Here is a 15618-nt window from a genome sequence, read left to right on the forward strand (position 1 = left end):
ACCAACCGGATGGGCAGCCTTGCGTTCCGTGCAGGGCAGCGCATCCACAACTGTCATGAAACCGTCCTTTGGCCCGGCGATAGCATCGCCTCGACAAGGCGGCCGCCAAGTCGCATCACGCGTGGCGACGGACCGGACGGACCGACGGTGAGGAACGAGACGGCAATGAGCGAGCGCGGCGCGGAGCACAAACCCACGGTCTTCATCGACGGCGAGGCTGGCACCACCGGTCTCGGCATTCGCGAACGCCTGGAGCGCGAGGGCCGCGTCGCCCTGAAGAGCATTCCGCACGAGAGCCGGAAGGACATCGCCGTCAAGCGCGCGCTGATGGAAGCCGTCGACCTCGTCGTGCTGTGCCTGCCCGACGACGCGGCGCGCGAGACCGTGGCGCTGGCCGATGCCATGCCGAGCGGCGGACCGCGCATCCTCGATGCCAGCACCGCCCACCGGGTCGATCCGGCCTGGGCCTACGGGTTTGCCGAACTCACCCCCGACCAGCCTGCGCTGATCCGGCGATCCCGCCGGGTGGCGAATCCCGGCTGTTATCCCACGGGCGCCATCGCGCTGATCCGGCCCCTGGTGGAAGCCGGACTGATTCCCTCCGACACGCCCCTGAGCATCAATGCGGTCAGCGGCTACAGCGGCGGCGGCAAGGGCATGATCGAGGCCTACGAGGCGGGGGAGGGCGCGCCGTTCCAGCTCTACGGACTCGGCTTCGCGCACAAGCACCTGCCGGAGACGCAACGCTACGGTGGACTGACCCGGCGGCCGATCTTCATTCCGTCCGTCGGCAATTTCCGCCAGGGCATGCTGGTGAGCATCCCGCTCCACCTCGACACGATCCCCGGCAAGCCGCGGGCGGCTGCCCTCGAGGCGGCGCTTCAAACCTACTACGCCGGATCCGACTTGGTCACGGTGATCCCGGGGCCTCATGCCGAACGCCTGGAGCCGGAAGACCTCAACGACACCGATCGTCTCGAATTGCGAGTGTTCGGCGCCGAAGCCCATGGACACGCGGTCCTCGTCGCGCGCCTCGACAATCTCGGCAAGGGTGCGTCCGGTGCCGCGGTCCAGAACATCGGGCTGATGCTGGGGCTCGACTGAGATCGGCCCCCGAGACAACGGCTGGCGGCCAACCGGAGACGTTTTGTTTACTTCCGCGCGGTAGCCTGTCGCGGGCTCAGGAGATTCCAATGCGTTGGAAGGTCGGCGGTGCCTGCGCGGTCGCGGCGCTGGCCGCCTATATGGTGAATCAGGCGACGGGCACAATTCCCGTGCCGGCCCAGGCCGTTGCGGCCCCTGCGGATGCGCGCGCTGCGTTCCAGACCCGGGAGGCAGTGGTTTTCCCCGCCTTCAATCCGTACAGCCCCGAGAAGGCTGCCCTCGGCCAGCGCCTGTTCTTCGATCCGATGCTGTCCGGCGCCGGATCGATGTCCTGCGCCTCGTGTCACGATCCGCAGAAGGCGTGGGGCGAGAACCGGCCGCGCGGGATCGGCGAGGTCGGCATGCCGATGAAGCTGCGGACGCCGACCCTGCTGCACGTGGCGACGGCGCCAATTCTCGGTTGGGACGGAAAATTCCGCTCCCTGGAGAACGTCACGTTCACGCCGATCAGTTCGCCCGTGGTGATGAATTTGCCTGAGAGCGTCCTGATCCAGCGCCTGCGCGGCGACGCCGGTTACGTACAGGACTTCGCAGCGGCCTTCCCCAATGGGGCGATCACCCGCACCACCATCGAGCAGGCTCTGGCCACCTACCAGCGCACGATCCAGCCAGGCCTCTCGGCCTTCGATCGCTGGATCGCCGGGGATGCGCGCGCGATCTCGCTCCGGGCCCAGGACGGGTTCCGGCTCTTCACCGGTAAGGCGCGCTGCGCCGAGTGCCATAGCGGGTCGGCTTTCACCGATGCATCGTTCCACGATATCGGCGTCGGTCAGGGTGAGGATATCGGACGCGGCGCCTTCTTTCCGTCGTCGCGCATGCTGCGCTATGCCTTCAAGACGCCGACCCTCCGGGATGTCGCCATCCGCGCGCCCTATATGCACGACGGCTCGGTGGCGACCCTCGAAGCTGTGATCGACCTCTACGACCGCGGCGGCATCGATCGGCCGAGCCGGGCGGCCGATGTTCGGCCCCTCAACCTGACGGCGTCCGAAAAGGCCGATCTGCTCGCCTTCCTCAAGACGCTGACGAGCACCGGCCCGGCCCCGAAGTTCGAGCCTTCCCCCCGCAACTGATCCGCCCGCCGTGGATCGATCCCACGAGCCTCGCGTCGGCCCGTCGGGTACGACCATGCCTGTGTGAGCGCGCGCCGGCGGGAGAGCATGGGTGAGCGTGCGTCAGCGCGCGAGCGGTAGACCCGATCCGATCAGAACGAGGCCCGCGAGCAACAAGCGACCGCTCCACAGTTCGTAATGGTCCGTCCGGTCGGGCGTCCGGGTGGACGCGTAGGACAGGGCTCCCCCGGCGAACAGGCTCGCGGCACTCAGGATGGCGATCATCGGCAGGGGTCTCCGGCTGTCACGACCCCGACACGCTGAACCAGGGCCGGTTACCGAACCTTAACGGCCAAGCTCCGTTCCCAAAAGCATCGTCACGAATGGTTTTCGAGTCACCCCGGAACGTCTGCCGATTTTCCACCGAATACCGGCGGCGGCGTTAACCAATGGGTCATGTTTATTAACAAAATCCTTCCACCCTCCATCGAAACTACGTAAGTTCGCTCTTGCCGGGGCCGACCTCCCCCGTGCCCTTCCTTAACTTCCCATATTGTTCGCAAGGGTGTTTCTCCATGCGTATTGCGAGTGCACGGTTGCCGCGCCCGGCAGCCTGGACGGCTGCATTTTGTTTGAGTCTGACGGGCGTCGGCGCGGCCGAGGCGCACGTGAAGTGGTTCTGTGCCTACGACGTCGTCGGAGCACCGCGCGGTCTCGAGACGGTTCTGTGCGAGAATTTCGAGAAGCTCGCGGCTCTCTCCATCCTCGCCCTCGTGGTGGGGGGCCTGTTCGAGGGCACCGTTCTCGGCGCGGCCCTGACCCGTTCCCTCGACCGGGTCACGGCCTGGGCGCGAGTGAACACCGAACTGATGTTCCGGGCTGTGGGCGGTGGGTTCTTCGTTGCCCTCTGGGCCCTGGGCGGCATCATTCTGACGCCTGAACTCACGACCACGAATCCGATGCTGTCGTGGCTGCAACTAGCCATCGCGGTGGGTTTCCTGTGGCGCGCCACCCTGCCGTTCTCGGCCGCCGGCATCGTCGCCCTGTTCGTCATCGCGGCGAGCCAGTACGGCGCGTTCCACCTCGCCGATTATCCGGTCTTCCTCGGGTTCGCGGCCTATCTCGCCCTCACGGCCTTCCAGCGCGATCTGTTCGGCCTGCGCCCCCTCGACGTCCTGCGCTACGCCGCCGCCATCACCCTGATGTGGGCGTCCGTCGAGAAGTGGGCCTATCCCCACTGGACCTTCCCGCTCTTCATCGAGCACCCGGCCATGACCATGGGTTTCGACGGCGAGTTCTTCATGAAGGCCGCCGGCGCGGTGGAATTCGTCCTCGCCTTCGCGCTGATCTGCACACCCCTCGTGCGCCGGATTTCCGCGATCCTGCTGGCCGCGGCCTTCGTCTCGGCAATCTTCGAGTTCGGCAAGATCGACGCCATCGGGCACGCCCCGATCATCGTCGCCATGGTCGCCATCGCCGCCGACAACGTGACCGCCCCCCAACGCCTGCGCAACCTGGTGATCATGCCGGTGGGCTACGCCGCTGCCCTCGCGGGTTTCATCGGACTCTATTACGGCGCCCACGCCGTCCTCTACGGATCGACCATCCTCTGAAGCACTGATTCTGCCCGAACGACATCGTGCCGGCGCCTTTCCTCAGGCGTCGGCCTCGGCGTCAATCGACCTGCACCGTGAGTTTCATCTTCGGATGGATGCCGCATAGAACCGCAAAGGTTCCGGCGACGGGAAACACGATCCTGGCCTTCTCGCCGGGCTCCTGGTCGCCGGAGTCGAAGGTGAACTCGGGCGAATCGACATAAGCGTGATGGAGTAGGTCGGCGTCGTCGTTGAGGACTTGTACGGTCTCGCCGCGCTTGATCACGAGGGCGGCCGGCTGGAAGGCGCGCCCCTTCTGCGACACCTCATGGACGCGCGCACCGATGGCCGTGACCGTGATCGCAGTCGTGCCCACGACGACCATCGGCATTATTGCAGCCAAGCGAAGCAGTGCGTGCATAAGGTCTCCGATCAAGCAGGCGGCAAACCGCTAGAAAAAACGGGCATTGGGAAGTGGAAAATGAAGCAGCACACTCCCACGGGGGCGGTAAAAACGCGGTTAAGAATTTAAGCGAAACGGATCTTCGCAAGGTGACCTTAACCTGTGGCTGCCAGACCTTCAGTCTCCATGCCGAGACTCGTAACTTCGGCGACCGGAAACCTGTCGATGAGTCCCCCTACGAACGCTTCTGCTCACCGGCGCGTCCGGTCGCCCCGGGCCGCATTCGAACGCGTCGGGCAGATGCTCGGGACCATCCGTGGCCGCATCACCGTCGCGTTCATCATCACCAGTACGATCACGGCGGTCCTCGGCCTGTCCGCCGCGTCCAGTATCCGGCGCGCGGACGAACTGGTCACCCGGACCTTCGACAACTCGCTCATGTCGATCAACTATGCACGCGCCGCCGCCGCGGACTTCGCCGGGATGCGTGCTGCGGATGCGCGCCGCTGGACGACAACCGATGTCGCCATGCGCAACGCCCTTAATCAGCGCGTCGCCGCCCTTCGACAATCCTACACGGAAAGCCTCGAGATCGCCGTGGACCGGGCCCAGTCGGTCCGCGCGAGCCGGGCCGCCGTCGCGGTGGCGGGCGCCGTCGAGGAATGGCTCGACGCGCGCCTCAAACTCTCGGACGGTCCGGGACAGACGATGGCTTGGGCGACCCTCGATCGGCACGCCGTGGCGGCGGAAGAGAACTTCGATCTCCTCATCAACTACACCGCCGGCGATGGCTTCACCTATCGGCAGGAGGCCCGGGCCGTCGTCGCGCGCGAGACGATGCTCAACCTCATCGGGACCTTCATCGCCATCCTGTTGTCCGGGACGGTCTCCTATGCCTTGGGCCGTCGCATCATCCGTCCCCTCGCCGACGCGTCTCAGGTCGCATCCCGCATCGCGGCGGGCGATCTCAGCGGTGCCATTCCCGCCGGCAGCGCCGACGAGGTCGGTCGTCTCCTCGCCTCCATGGGCGTGATGCGCGACAACATCCGAAGCGCCATGGAGCAGGAGGTCGCCCAGCGCCTGACTGCCGAAGCCCATCTCGCCGATGCGCTCGAAACCTCGAAGGAGGGGATCGTGGTGGTCGATGCGGACGGGCGCGTCACCCTCACCAACGGTCAAGCGGAATCGTATCTCGGCGTCGCGCCCGGTTCGCTCCCGCCCGGCACAACCGTGGCGCAGCTCGCCGCGGCATCCCCGGACCCGGCCAACCTCGCCCGCGCCTTGCTGCATCCCTCAGACGAGCACGGCGAGCACCGCCTCGGCGACGGCCGCTGGCTGCGGATCGGCCGAAGCCGGACCCTGGACGGCGGATTCATGGCCGTACTCAGCGACATCACCCTGCTCAAGGATCAGGAATCCCGCCTCGTCTCGACGAACCTACGCCTGGATACGGCTCTCGACAACATGTCGCATGGCCTGTGCATGTTCGACGCGCACGGGCGGCTGACGGTGGTCAACCGCCGCTATTGCGAGATCTTCGATCTGCCTCAGGATGCCGCGATCCTCGGCCTCCGGCACGAGGCCCTCGTCGCCCTGGGCGGCGTCGCCGCCCTCGGTCAGGAAAGCGCACTGAGCAGCGAGGTCGGGACGATCCGGGGGAGGGATCTGAAGCATCTCAAGAACGGCCGGATCATCGCGATCTCGCACAAGGCCGTCGCCGGCGGCGGGATCGTTGCGACCTACGAGGATGTGACCGAGCGTCGTCAGGCGGAAGCGCGCATCGCCTTCATGGCCCGTCACGATGTGCTAACAGGCCTGCCGAACCGTTCGGTCTTCGTCGAACGCATCGACGAAGCCCTGGTCCATCTCGGACGCGGCAGCCGATTCTCCGTGCTCTGCCTCGACCTCGACCGGTTCAAGGAGGTCAACGATACTCTCGGGCATCCGGTGGGCGACGCGCTTCTGCGTGCCGTCGCCGAGCGCTTGAGCGCCTGCGTGCGCGAGGTCGACACGGTGGCGCGCCTCGGCGGCGACGAGTTCGCCATCATCCTCTGCGACATCCGTCGCCCGGACGATGCGACGATCCTTGCCCGCCGCATCGTCGAGGTGCTCAGCGCACCCTACACCCTCGACGGGCATCAGGTCAGCGTCGGCGTCAGCATCGGCATCTGCTTCGCACCGGGCGACGGCACCACCTGCGACAAGCTCCTGAAGAACGCCGATGTCGCCCTGTACCGCGCCAAGGCCGATGGCCGGGGGACGTGGCGGTTCTTCGAGATCGACATGGACATCCGCCTCCAGGCCCGGCGGGCCCTCGAACTCGACTTGCGCGAAGCCCTGGCCAACGGCGAGTTCCAGTTGCACTACCAGCCGATCTACGATTTCCGGGCCGGGCGCATCGGCGGGTTCGAAGCCCTGGTGCGCTGGATCCATCCGACGCGCGGCCTCGTCTCCCCGGGCGAATTCATCACGATCGCCGAGGAGATCGGGCTCATCGTGCCGCTCGGCGCCTGGTGCCTGAAGACCGCCTGCGAGGAGGCCATGCGCTGGCCCGACGGCATCAAGGTCGCGGTCAACGTCTCGGCGGTGCAGTTCCGCGACGAGATCGTCGTCGCCTCCGTGCGCGAGGCTCTGACCGCGAGTCGGCTTCCCCCGGCGCGCCTCGAACTCGAGATCACCGAATCGGTCCTGCTCAAGGACAACGTCGCGACGCTGGCGACCCTGCACGCCCTGCGCCGTCTCGGGGTGCGCATCGCCATGGACGATTTCGGGACCGGCTACTCGTCCCTGAGCTACCTGCGCAGTTTTCCCTTCGACAAGATCAAGATCGACCAGTCCTTCGTGCGCGACATCACCCCCGATTCCGATTCCGGCCTTATTGTGCGGGCAGTGATCGGGCTCGGCGCGAGTCTCGGCATGCGCACGACCGGCGAAGGCATCGAAACGCAGACGCAGTTCGATCGCCTCAAGGCTGAAGGGTGCGACGAGGGACAGGGTTACCTCATCGCCAAGCCCGGCCCGGCCGCCACTGTGCCCGAGGTGATTGCGCGATGGTCGGATACACGCTCGCGCTCCGCTCGGGCCGTGGCCTGAGGCGAGACGGGACGAGATGGCGAACTATGTGCTCGAGGGGCCGAAATTCGGCTCGCCCACACTCGGGACGACGGGCGGGACGGTGACCTGGGCGGTGGATGCCACCGTGCCCGCCGCCTTCGTCGAGACGCTGACCCGGGCCTTCGCGGACTGGTCGGCCTACGCCAACATCCGGTTCACCCAAGTCGCCTCCGTGGCGAGCGCCACCATCGACGTCGGCTTTGCCGCCATCGACGGTCTGTCCAACGTTCTCGGCGACGCGAACTACAGCTTTCGCGGGCCCCAGATGCTCTCGGCCGCGATCCGCTTCGACAGCGGCGAGGGGTGGCACGCCAGCGGAAGCGGCGTCGTCAGTCAGAGCAACGTGAGCTTCTTCGTCGTCGCGGTCCACGAGATCGGCCACGCCATCGGGCTCGGCCACTCCGACGCGACGCCGTCGATCATGAACACCTACGTGAACCGCACGGTCGCGGACCTGCAGGCCTCCGACATCGACGGCATTCGGGCACTCTACGGCCCGGCGGGCCGGGTCTTCGACGGGACCGCGTCCATGACGGTTGCCCGCGACGAGCCCGTCACCCTGGCGGTGAGCCCCGGAAGCTTCGTCGCCGCCACTGAGGCGGGCGGCGCGGTGACCCTGACCTTCGCGGAGGGCCGGACCCTCACGGTGGGCGGCACGAGCCTCGTCCCGGCGGGCCTGGCCGGCCTCGCCTTCGCCGATGGCGACGTGCGCGTCGGCGGCGATGGGGTCGCGGTGAGCAGCGGCAAGGCGAACGCCCTGATCCTCGGTGGCGCCGGCGGCGGATCGATCAGCAACGTCGTCGATCCGGCCCTGGCGCCCGGCACGCACATCCTCTTCGGCGGCTTCGGCTTTGCCGACCCGAACGACGGGGCCGACACCATCACGTTCGGCGGCAAGGGCTCCTGGGGGGTCTTCGGCAATGCCGGGGCCGACAGCCTGCAGCAGGGCTCGGCAGCCTTCGATGCGCAGAGCTACGTCTCGGTCTTCGGCGGGCGCGACGCCGACACCCTCCGCATCGCCGACACCCGCAACCTCGACGCCAAGATGGCGATCTACGGCGGCGAGGGCACCGACACGATCCGGGTCTTCAACACCGGGGCCGACGCCGCCACCGCCATCTTCGGCGGGCAGGGCGCGGCCGACCCCACGGACGCGGCCGACACCATCGCGTTCGCGGGCGGCGGCCGCGTCACGATCTTCGGCAATGGCGGCGACGATTCCATCACCGTCGGAACGGGCGCCGACCTCGACACCACCACCGTGGCGGCGGTCTACGGCGGCGCCGGAACCGACACCCTCGTGTACGATGCCGGCCAGACCCGGACCGTGGCCTCCCTGTTCGGCGGTGAGGGCGGCGACGGGATCCGGGTTCACAACACCGGCACCACGGTGATCTACGGCGACACCGCCGCAGCCGACCCGGCCGGCGGCAACGACAGCATCGCGTTCACGGGTTCGGGGATCGTGACGATCTACGCCACGGGGGGCGACGACACCGTCGCGGTTTCGGTCGAGCGCGCCGACGCGGCCAACGCCTTCGCCATCTACGGCGGCGCCGGCAACGACAGCCTCAGCCTCGCGGCCGCCGCGCCCGGCAGCCTCGCGCAGGGGAGCTTCACCCTCGCGACGGGCGCCGGCGCCGATACCGTCACGCTGCGCACGGACGTGACCGCTGGCGCGGGTGCCACCGTGACGATCACCGACTTCACCCTCGGCGAAGACCGCCTCACCCTCATCGGTGCCGGCGCGGCTGGCCCCCTTCACGTGTCCCTGGCGCTGCCGGGCTCCCTCCAGGACGCCCTCGGCCGCGCCGCCGCAGCGGCGTCGTCCGACGGCGCGAGCGCCAACGGTTTTGGGGTGGTCGTCTATGCCGGCGACGCGTATCTCGTGCACAACGTTGCCGCCGACACGCGCTTCACCGGATCGGTCGATCAGGTGATCCGGCTGATCGGGGTGACGGACCTGCCGGGGCTGGCGGGTGCGACGAGTATCGCGGCGTGATGCGATCCGCGCCTCAAGTCCGGCCTCTCACCCTCACAATTTATCCTTATCGATTCCAGCGCCCGGCCTGGAGTCGATACCCATCCAACCATCGATCAGTGAACCAATATCCAACGCAACGCCACCGCTCCGTTTAATTTGATCACAGTAGAATTTACCGAGAAGCCCCCCGGCAACTAGAAACAGCTTGCCTTCGAGCGGGCGCCGAAGCGCGGTCATGACTTCATGGTAACGTCCGGGGAAGTGTTGTCCTTCGACGGCGCTTGCCCCGAGCAGATGGGCATGCAACTTCTCACCAGGAATTTTATGGAATTCCACGTCGTCGAAACCGAAGGCTTGCCTCAAAGCGTCTGGAGCTTGAGCGTGACAGGATATGACGCCAACGCGCGATTGAGATTTCAGGATCCGAGTTAGGTGCCCGGTGCGATAGAAATCCAAATGCATGGAGTGCTTCGTAAGGGACTGCCCCGTGTCGACGGCAGGCTGACCGATCCAACGCAGCGCATTGACCAGTGACGACATGCCTGTCACGCTACAGATTTGGTAGTCATACTTAAGCCATTCGATAGGCGGAACGCCGACCACATCGGCAAATGCGATCGGAATGACAAGCTCAAGGGCCGAACGCGTAAAATTCGATACCGCGATATCGATTTCGCCGTTGAACCAGACATTCGATCTGTTGATCCGCGAATGGCGATAAAGATCAGTGTAAGACGCTTCGTCCGCATCGGAAATCTTAATGAAGGCTCCTTCACCGTCGCCAAGGCGGATGAAAGAAAAGCCTCTCTTTGCTTCCAGAGCCCCCTCGATCCGCTTCGTGAGTTCATCCTTGTTAAGGAACCTCTCTGACGCCGCCGCAGCCGTCGCAAGATCGTACGCTCTCTCGGCGGGATATCGAATCAAGAATTTATTCAGATCACTTAGCCACTGAAGTTCCGAAGCCTCAGGCCGCAGACGCTTGATCTGTTCGATTGTGGTATCGGACTGAATATGAAAGCCAAGACGCTGCTGCATTCGAGCCATCAGAACCAGCGCTTCGAGATTATCGGCATCAAAATTGGTCAGACGCTTGACCAATTCTAGTGCATCCGCGTGACGCCCTTGCATGAGGCATGACAAAGCATATTGATAATAAGCATCGCCGAAATTTGGATTAGCCAAAATAATTTTCCGACAGATACTATCCGCCTGATCGTATAAAGCACACTCCCTCAAAATGATCGCGATGCCGATTTGATCAATGATGCTCTGAGATTCCACCTCTGAAATCTGATTTGAGAGCGAACCAAGTTCATCATGACGACCTTCCGCCTGCATTTGCTTCATTATGCTGAGAAGTCCTACCATTTCGATCCCCAACGATCTTTCAGCGCGTGATATTTGTATTCGCATCCTACAGCCCAACCAGATTGGTCGAACGGATGCCTACTCGTTTGACATGATTTTCAATAGAATGTCGTCTAGCATATAGACCACCAGATTTCACGGATTGCGGGAATGGCATATTTCAAATACGTCGGGCTTCATATATAAATTGCGAATCGCGGATTTCGCCTGATATAGAATTTTTACAATCCGCCGACCTATCTGATGCTTTTCAGTTGTAACAAGCATTTCACAAAAGTTCGAGTCATCTGCAAACTCCGCTCCAGTTAGTCGTCGGCGACGAAAATTTCAGCGAGGATCCTCGATTCAAAATGTCAGTAGGTGGCACTATCCTGCCAGGTGGCACGGCTGGATGACCGACGAAACGATATAGGCTATCCTCCGTATTCTGAAGCTAGGCTTCAAAGCACGCAAACGAAATCAGGAATACGCCTTCATGCTCGTTATGACCAATCATGGAACGATATTGGGATGGAACTCCGGGGAACTAATTCAAATCACCGACCCGAACGACAGCAGGGCCGTTAGGTTCGATGAAGTCGAAATCGAGGTTGACAAAATATTCTCTGGCGGCCCGCTGCATGGATTTCAAATAAAAACCGTAGGCCGTGGCGTCGGTTTTTTGAATGATGAGGGATACCTATCAGCAAGTGGCGATCGCGTGAACGTTGAGACAGGCCGTACAGCAATGGCTGGATGGGAAACGTTCTCTTTTGTGTCGGATGATAGTCTAAGCTCTTTCACCAAATCGACCTCAGACCCTGAAGCGGAAATGAACCGCTTTCGACGAAAGGTGTTGTCGCTCATCGAAGCAGGGCAACCTGTAAAAATATACCCCGGTTGCGGATATGCGCCGCGCGATGGTTTTCTGAACCTCGACATCGTCTGCATGCAGCCCAACTATATGTTGGAAAAGCCTGATAATTATTTTATATTTCCTTTTGTTTGCAAATGGGACATACCAGACAATTGTGTCGACTATATCTTCACCGAAGATTTCATGGAACATGTTTCGCAATTGATGCAGTGGCAATTCCTTACCGAAACTCGTCGGGTGCTGAAATCTGGGAGCTGGCAGCGGGTCAATACACCAGACATTATCTGGAGTATGAAGAATCGTAGCGATTTCAGTCGTGGATTTGATGGAGTTTACACGGGAGAGCTGGAATATGAGCACATTGCCATCCTATCACATCTTCAGCTGAAAGAGATTGCCCAGACAATTGGCTATAAGGAGATAATATTTACTACGCATAGCCACGGTGTTTCAGAATACAGCGAGGCAGATATCAGACCTGGGCCGGATCGCGACAAGATTGGCGGGAACATCTACGCCGATCTTAAGAAATAGCTAATGAAGAATTAATTCCTCTCGGCGCAAGTCCCGCTGAACGGTAAATAACCAAATAAAGCTGTTAATATTTCAGTTTATTGATGCGCGCCATAGGTGTCTCGCCGAAATCTTGCGGTGAGACACCCAGGTCGAGATGAAAGAAAGCGACATATAAACTCGGAATTATTCCGCAAATACCTAAGTCAATAATTTGTAAAAATGTCAGGATCAATAAATACTGGTGATTTTCTGATTTTACACTTCCTGCTTCAGCCGGCATCTTCATCTCGTTAGCAGCGGGTTGGGCGGTCGCCCAATAGAAATAGTGTACGTCGGTGCATAACTGCAGAGTTGAATTTTCACCCTGATACAAGATCGTAAAGACGATCAAACGAAGAATGGATAGGTCATTTTTTTTACGCATCCATGGTGGTTGTGATCCGGTTCATTTCCCGTTAGCACGCGCAGTGAATTCGAGTGCAATCTTGAGGGAGATGCTCCGCCATGAGGCATGCGGTCATACTATCTTCGTTTATACCGAATACCGAAGTCGCACGTGCTGTCGGCGAATATTATATCAATTTGATTCGCAAAAGATTCTCTGATTGTGCAATTTATGTTGGCATCAATACAGGATCGTCAGATGATTGGCGTGACATGCTCTCACGGTGTGGGCTCGACATTATCGCCTGTGAAGTGCCGAAGCACCTTTCCGTGTCATCCGATGTCGCAGGCTTTCAAGCTGTTCTCCGGACGCTACGCATTGCAAAATCGGCACACGATTATTATTGGTTTGGACACACCAAGGGTGCGACCCACCACCAATACTCGGACGCGGAGTTGCTCCGCGAAGTAATCGATCGAGATTTTTGGTCGCGCCGCGCCGAGATCGAAGATCGCTGCGACACAACGCGCTACGGAACGTTCGCCGCACTTCCCATGCCTGCATCGGGCCGTAACACCCAAGAGCTCGCCTATTTGCGAAGCATTTTCCCGGGCCGTTATTCGCCTGTGGGTGTGATTCCGACCTACACGTTTTTTGGAATGACGGGTGTTGTGCTGCGTAATTTTCTAGGCAGTGCCGATGAGCGCTTCTTTGATCAGAACCTCGTCGAGACTGGTGGCGTGTCGCGGTACTTTTTCGAGGGGACCTTCCCTTGGATCGCCGATTTGACGGGTTTCGAGCCTTACCTTCTTAGAAAGGAGTTTACCCGACCCGACGATCCCGCCCTGAATTGGCCATCACATCCAAACGACTTTGCCATGAATCGGCAGAGAGCTGCCCAGCTGATCAATGCTTGGCGCTCCGACCGCGAAGGCTTCGACTTCCCCGGATGGCCAGTGTGGGCTGGACAAAACATCGAATACCAAGATCGAATCCATGACACCGGGGAATTTTTCCGCGCTTATCCTAATTATTCTCCACCCGTGTTCAAGGCGAGTTCTTCGTCAGGGTTGCGCTAGATCCCGATTTTGCTAACGCCGAAGGAGACAAAATCTGATGACGACTGGTCGAAACATGGGACCTTATCCTGCGTCCTACATCACCATCAAAATCTTCACCATCTGCCCAATAACATTAGATGAAGGCGCTAAGGTCGATATACACAACTGCCTATCTGCGTTTCCGAGACACTAAGGACTCTAAACGTGAACAACAGTAGGGAAGCGGTGGTGCCGCAAGAGGGATTCGAACCCCCGACCCCCTCATTACGAATGAGGTGCTCTACCAGCTGAGCTATTGCGGCACGAGGCGGTGCGGACCTGAGGGCCGGCGCGGCGTCGTTGAGAGGGGTCATATCCGGCCGGTCCCGGATTGGCAAGACGCTCCGTCCCGCATGGCGCATTGCGCCGCGACGCGATGCAGGGGTGCCACGGTGGGGCGGCATCGTCGTCCGGGGGGAGCGGCGTTGCTTGACGGGGGCGGAGGCGACCTCGAAGGGTGGCGCATCGTGTCCGAAGGATCGTCATGTCGCTCATCGCCCGACTGCGTGCCTATGCCGCCGACGCCTTCGGGCTCGGGCAGCCCGCCGATGCCGCGGAAGGGGCCGACGAGCGCCTCGCGGCCATCGCCCTCCTCGTCCATGTCGCGCGCGCCGACGGCATCCTGGCCCCGGAGGAAACCGAGCGCCTCGCGCGTCTGGTCGAAGGGCGCTTCGCGCAGACGCGGGCCGAGGCACAAGCCCTGATCGCGCGGGCGGCCGCCTTCGACGCCCAGACCCGGGATATGGCGGCCCTGGTGGAGATGATCGGCCACGAGGCCGGTCGGGAACAGAAGGCGCGCCTCCTCGCCATGGCGTGGTCGGTGGCCGGGGCGGATGGCGACGTCCACGAGTTCGAGGAGGCCCTGGTCTGGCGTCTCGGCGGGCTCCTCGGGATCGACGAGGCCGGCATCGTCCTCGCCCGCGCCGGCGATCCCCTGGCGACCGTTCCGTAGCACCGGGTCCGCCCATGATCATCGGTCTGACGCTGATCCTCGCGGCGCAGCTTCTCGGCGAGGCCCTGGCCCGCGCCTCCGAAATCCCGGTGCCGGGGCCGGTGATCGGGATGGCGCTGCTCCTGGTGTTCCTCGTGGTGCGCGACCGCTACGCCTGTGCCGCCGCCCGTGTCCTGCCGCCGCCCCTCGTGAACGGGCAGCTCGAGGGGGCGGGGCGCGGCCTCCTCGCCAACCTCTCCCTCATGTTCGTGCCGGCGGGCGCCGGCATCGTCGGGCGCCTCGATGTGCTCGCGGCGCACGGGGCGGCTCTGGGCGTCATCGTGGTGGTCTCGACCGTGACGACGCTCGCCGCGACGGCCCTCACCTTCGTCGCCGTGTCGCGCTGGCTGCGCGCGGGCGAGGGGGCATGACCGGCGATTTCGCCGTCTGGGTCTACCTGTCCCGCACCCCGCTCCTGTGGCTCACCGTGACCCTGGTCGCCTACGCGGTCGCCGACCGGATCGCCACGGCGACGAACCGCCACCCGCTGGCGAACCCGGTGCTCGTGGCCATCGCGATCACGGCCGCGGTGCTGGAGGTGACGCGCACGCCCTACGCGACGTACTTCGAGGGCGCGCAGTTCGTGCATTTCCTCCTCGGGCCGGCCACCGTCGCCCTGGCGTTCCCGCTCTACGAGTACCGCGCCACGGTCCTGCGGGCGCTCGCGCCGATGCTGGCCGCCCTCGTCGTCGGCTCCGTGGTCGCCCTGTCGTCGGCCCTCACCCTCGGGCATCTGCTCGGGGTGCCGCGCGACGTCATCGTGTCCCTGGCGCCGAAATCCGTGACCACCGGCGTCGCCATGGGTATCGCCCAGACCCTCGGCGGCGACCCGACGCTCGCCGCCGTCATCGTCATGCTCACCGGCATGACGGGGGGCATCCTGGTCACGCCCCTCATGAACATCCTGCGCATCCGCGACATGCGGGCGCGGGGCTTCGCCGCCGGCCTCGCCGCCCACGGCGTCGGCACGGCCCGCGCCTTCCAGGTCGATGTGGTTGCGGGCGCCTTCGCGGGCATCGCGCTTGGGCTCAACGCCTTCCTCACGGCGATGCTCGCGCCCATCGCCGTGAGTTTCCTGCGGTAGGTTCGA

Annotated in this window: 14 protein-coding genes and 1 tRNA gene; 10 read left to right on the plus strand and 5 right to left on the minus strand. The window is 63.0% G+C overall.

From position 1 onward, the window contains the following. Nucleotides 1-165 precede the first annotated feature (165 nt). Complete coding sequence (argC, locus tag ASF25_RS21180) at nt 166-1104, plus strand: N-acetyl-gamma-glutamyl-phosphate reductase (protein ID WP_056306677.1); 939 nt, start codon at nt 166-168, stop codon at nt 1102-1104. A gap of 89 nt (nt 1105-1193) precedes the next feature. Continuing rightward, nucleotides 1194-2237: a cytochrome c peroxidase gene (locus tag ASF25_RS21185; RefSeq protein WP_056306678.1), complete on the plus strand. Its 1044-nt coding sequence runs from the start codon at nt 1194-1196 to the stop codon at nt 2235-2237. 102 nt (nt 2238-2339) lie between these two features. Here ASF25_RS21185 and ASF25_RS23330 read toward each other — a convergent pair whose 3' ends face one another. After that, nucleotides 2340-2501, minus strand: a complete 162-nt coding sequence (locus ASF25_RS23330; RefSeq protein ID WP_200927171.1) for a hypothetical protein — start codon at nt 2499-2501, stop codon at nt 2340-2342. Nucleotides 2502-2791: 290 nt separating this feature from the next. Between ASF25_RS23330 and ASF25_RS21190 the strand changes: the two genes are divergently transcribed. Further along, entirely contained in the window at nt 2792-3829 is a 1038-nt protein-coding gene (locus tag ASF25_RS21190) for a hypothetical protein (RefSeq protein WP_056306679.1), read from the plus strand. A 61-nt stretch (nt 3830-3890) separates the two neighbouring features. On the opposite strand, the gene ASF25_RS21195 is transcribed toward ASF25_RS21190, so the two are convergent. Further along, on the minus strand, nt 3891-4187 hold the full coding sequence (locus tag ASF25_RS21195) for a hypothetical protein (RefSeq protein ID WP_244473128.1): 297 nt from the start codon (nt 4185-4187) through the stop codon (nt 3891-3893). Between the two features lie 327 nt (nt 4188-4514). On the opposite strand from ASF25_RS21195, the gene ASF25_RS21200 reads away from it, so the two are divergent. Both ASF25_RS21200 and ASF25_RS21205 read left to right on the plus strand, forming a co-directional pair. Continuing rightward, nucleotides 4515-7307 (plus strand): EAL domain-containing protein, encoded by a 2793-nt coding sequence (locus ASF25_RS21200; RefSeq protein WP_056306681.1) that lies wholly within the window; start codon nt 4515-4517, stop codon nt 7305-7307. A gap of 16 nt (nt 7308-7323) precedes the next feature. Beyond that, entirely contained in the window at nt 7324-9330 is a 2007-nt protein-coding gene (locus ASF25_RS21205) for a matrixin family metalloprotease (RefSeq protein WP_056306682.1), read from the plus strand. A 33-nt stretch (nt 9331-9363) separates the two neighbouring features. On the opposite strand, the gene ASF25_RS23025 is transcribed toward ASF25_RS21205, so the two are convergent. Beyond that, entirely contained in the window at nt 9364-10659 is a 1296-nt protein-coding gene (locus ASF25_RS23025) for a tetratricopeptide repeat protein (protein ID WP_156369093.1), read from the minus strand. 496 nt (nt 10660-11155) lie between these two features. On the opposite strand from ASF25_RS23025, the gene ASF25_RS23030 reads away from it, so the two are divergent. Next, nucleotides 11156-12070, plus strand: coding sequence for a class I SAM-dependent methyltransferase (locus ASF25_RS23030; RefSeq protein WP_156369094.1), 915 nt, complete (start codon nt 11156-11158; stop codon nt 12068-12070). Nucleotides 12071-12134: 64 nt separating this feature from the next. On the opposite strand, the gene ASF25_RS23035 is transcribed toward ASF25_RS23030, so the two are convergent. Then, entirely contained in the window at nt 12135-12332 is a 198-nt protein-coding gene (locus ASF25_RS23035; protein ID WP_156369095.1) for a hypothetical protein, read from the minus strand. 224 nt (nt 12333-12556) lie between these two features. Here ASF25_RS23035 and ASF25_RS23040 point away from each other — a divergent pair, with 224 nt between their 5' ends. Continuing rightward, nucleotides 12557-13516, plus strand: a complete 960-nt coding sequence (locus ASF25_RS23040; RefSeq protein WP_156369096.1) for a hypothetical protein — start codon at nt 12557-12559, stop codon at nt 13514-13516. Between the two features lie 208 nt (nt 13517-13724). On the opposite strand, the gene ASF25_RS21215 is transcribed toward ASF25_RS23040, so the two are convergent. After that, nucleotides 13725-13800: transfer RNA gene (locus ASF25_RS21215), tRNA-Thr, on the minus strand. Nucleotides 13801-14021: 221 nt separating this feature from the next. Between ASF25_RS21215 and ASF25_RS21220 the strand changes: the two genes are divergently transcribed. The 3 genes from ASF25_RS21220 to ASF25_RS21230 are packed head-to-tail and all read left to right on the plus strand — an operon-like array spanning nt 14022 to nt 15612. Beyond that, a complete protein-coding gene (locus tag ASF25_RS21220) occupies nt 14022-14489 on the plus strand; it encodes a TerB family tellurite resistance protein (protein WP_056268501.1) in 468 nt (155 codons plus the stop codon). A gap of 14 nt (nt 14490-14503) precedes the next feature. Beyond that, on the plus strand, nt 14504-14899 hold the full coding sequence (locus ASF25_RS21225) for a CidA/LrgA family protein (RefSeq protein ID WP_056306684.1): 396 nt from the start codon (nt 14504-14506) through the stop codon (nt 14897-14899). Further along, the gene (locus ASF25_RS21230) at nt 14896-15612 is read left to right on the plus strand and encodes an LrgB family protein (RefSeq protein ID WP_056268496.1); all 717 of its coding nucleotides are present in this window, start codon (nt 14896-14898) and stop codon (nt 15610-15612) included. The genes ASF25_RS21225 and ASF25_RS21230 overlap by 4 nt, the downstream gene beginning before the upstream one ends. Nucleotides 15613-15618 lie beyond the last annotated feature (6 nt).

The organism is Methylobacterium sp. Leaf100 (genome assembly GCF_001422845.1).
Lineage (GTDB): Bacteria > Pseudomonadota > Alphaproteobacteria > Rhizobiales > Beijerinckiaceae > Methylobacterium.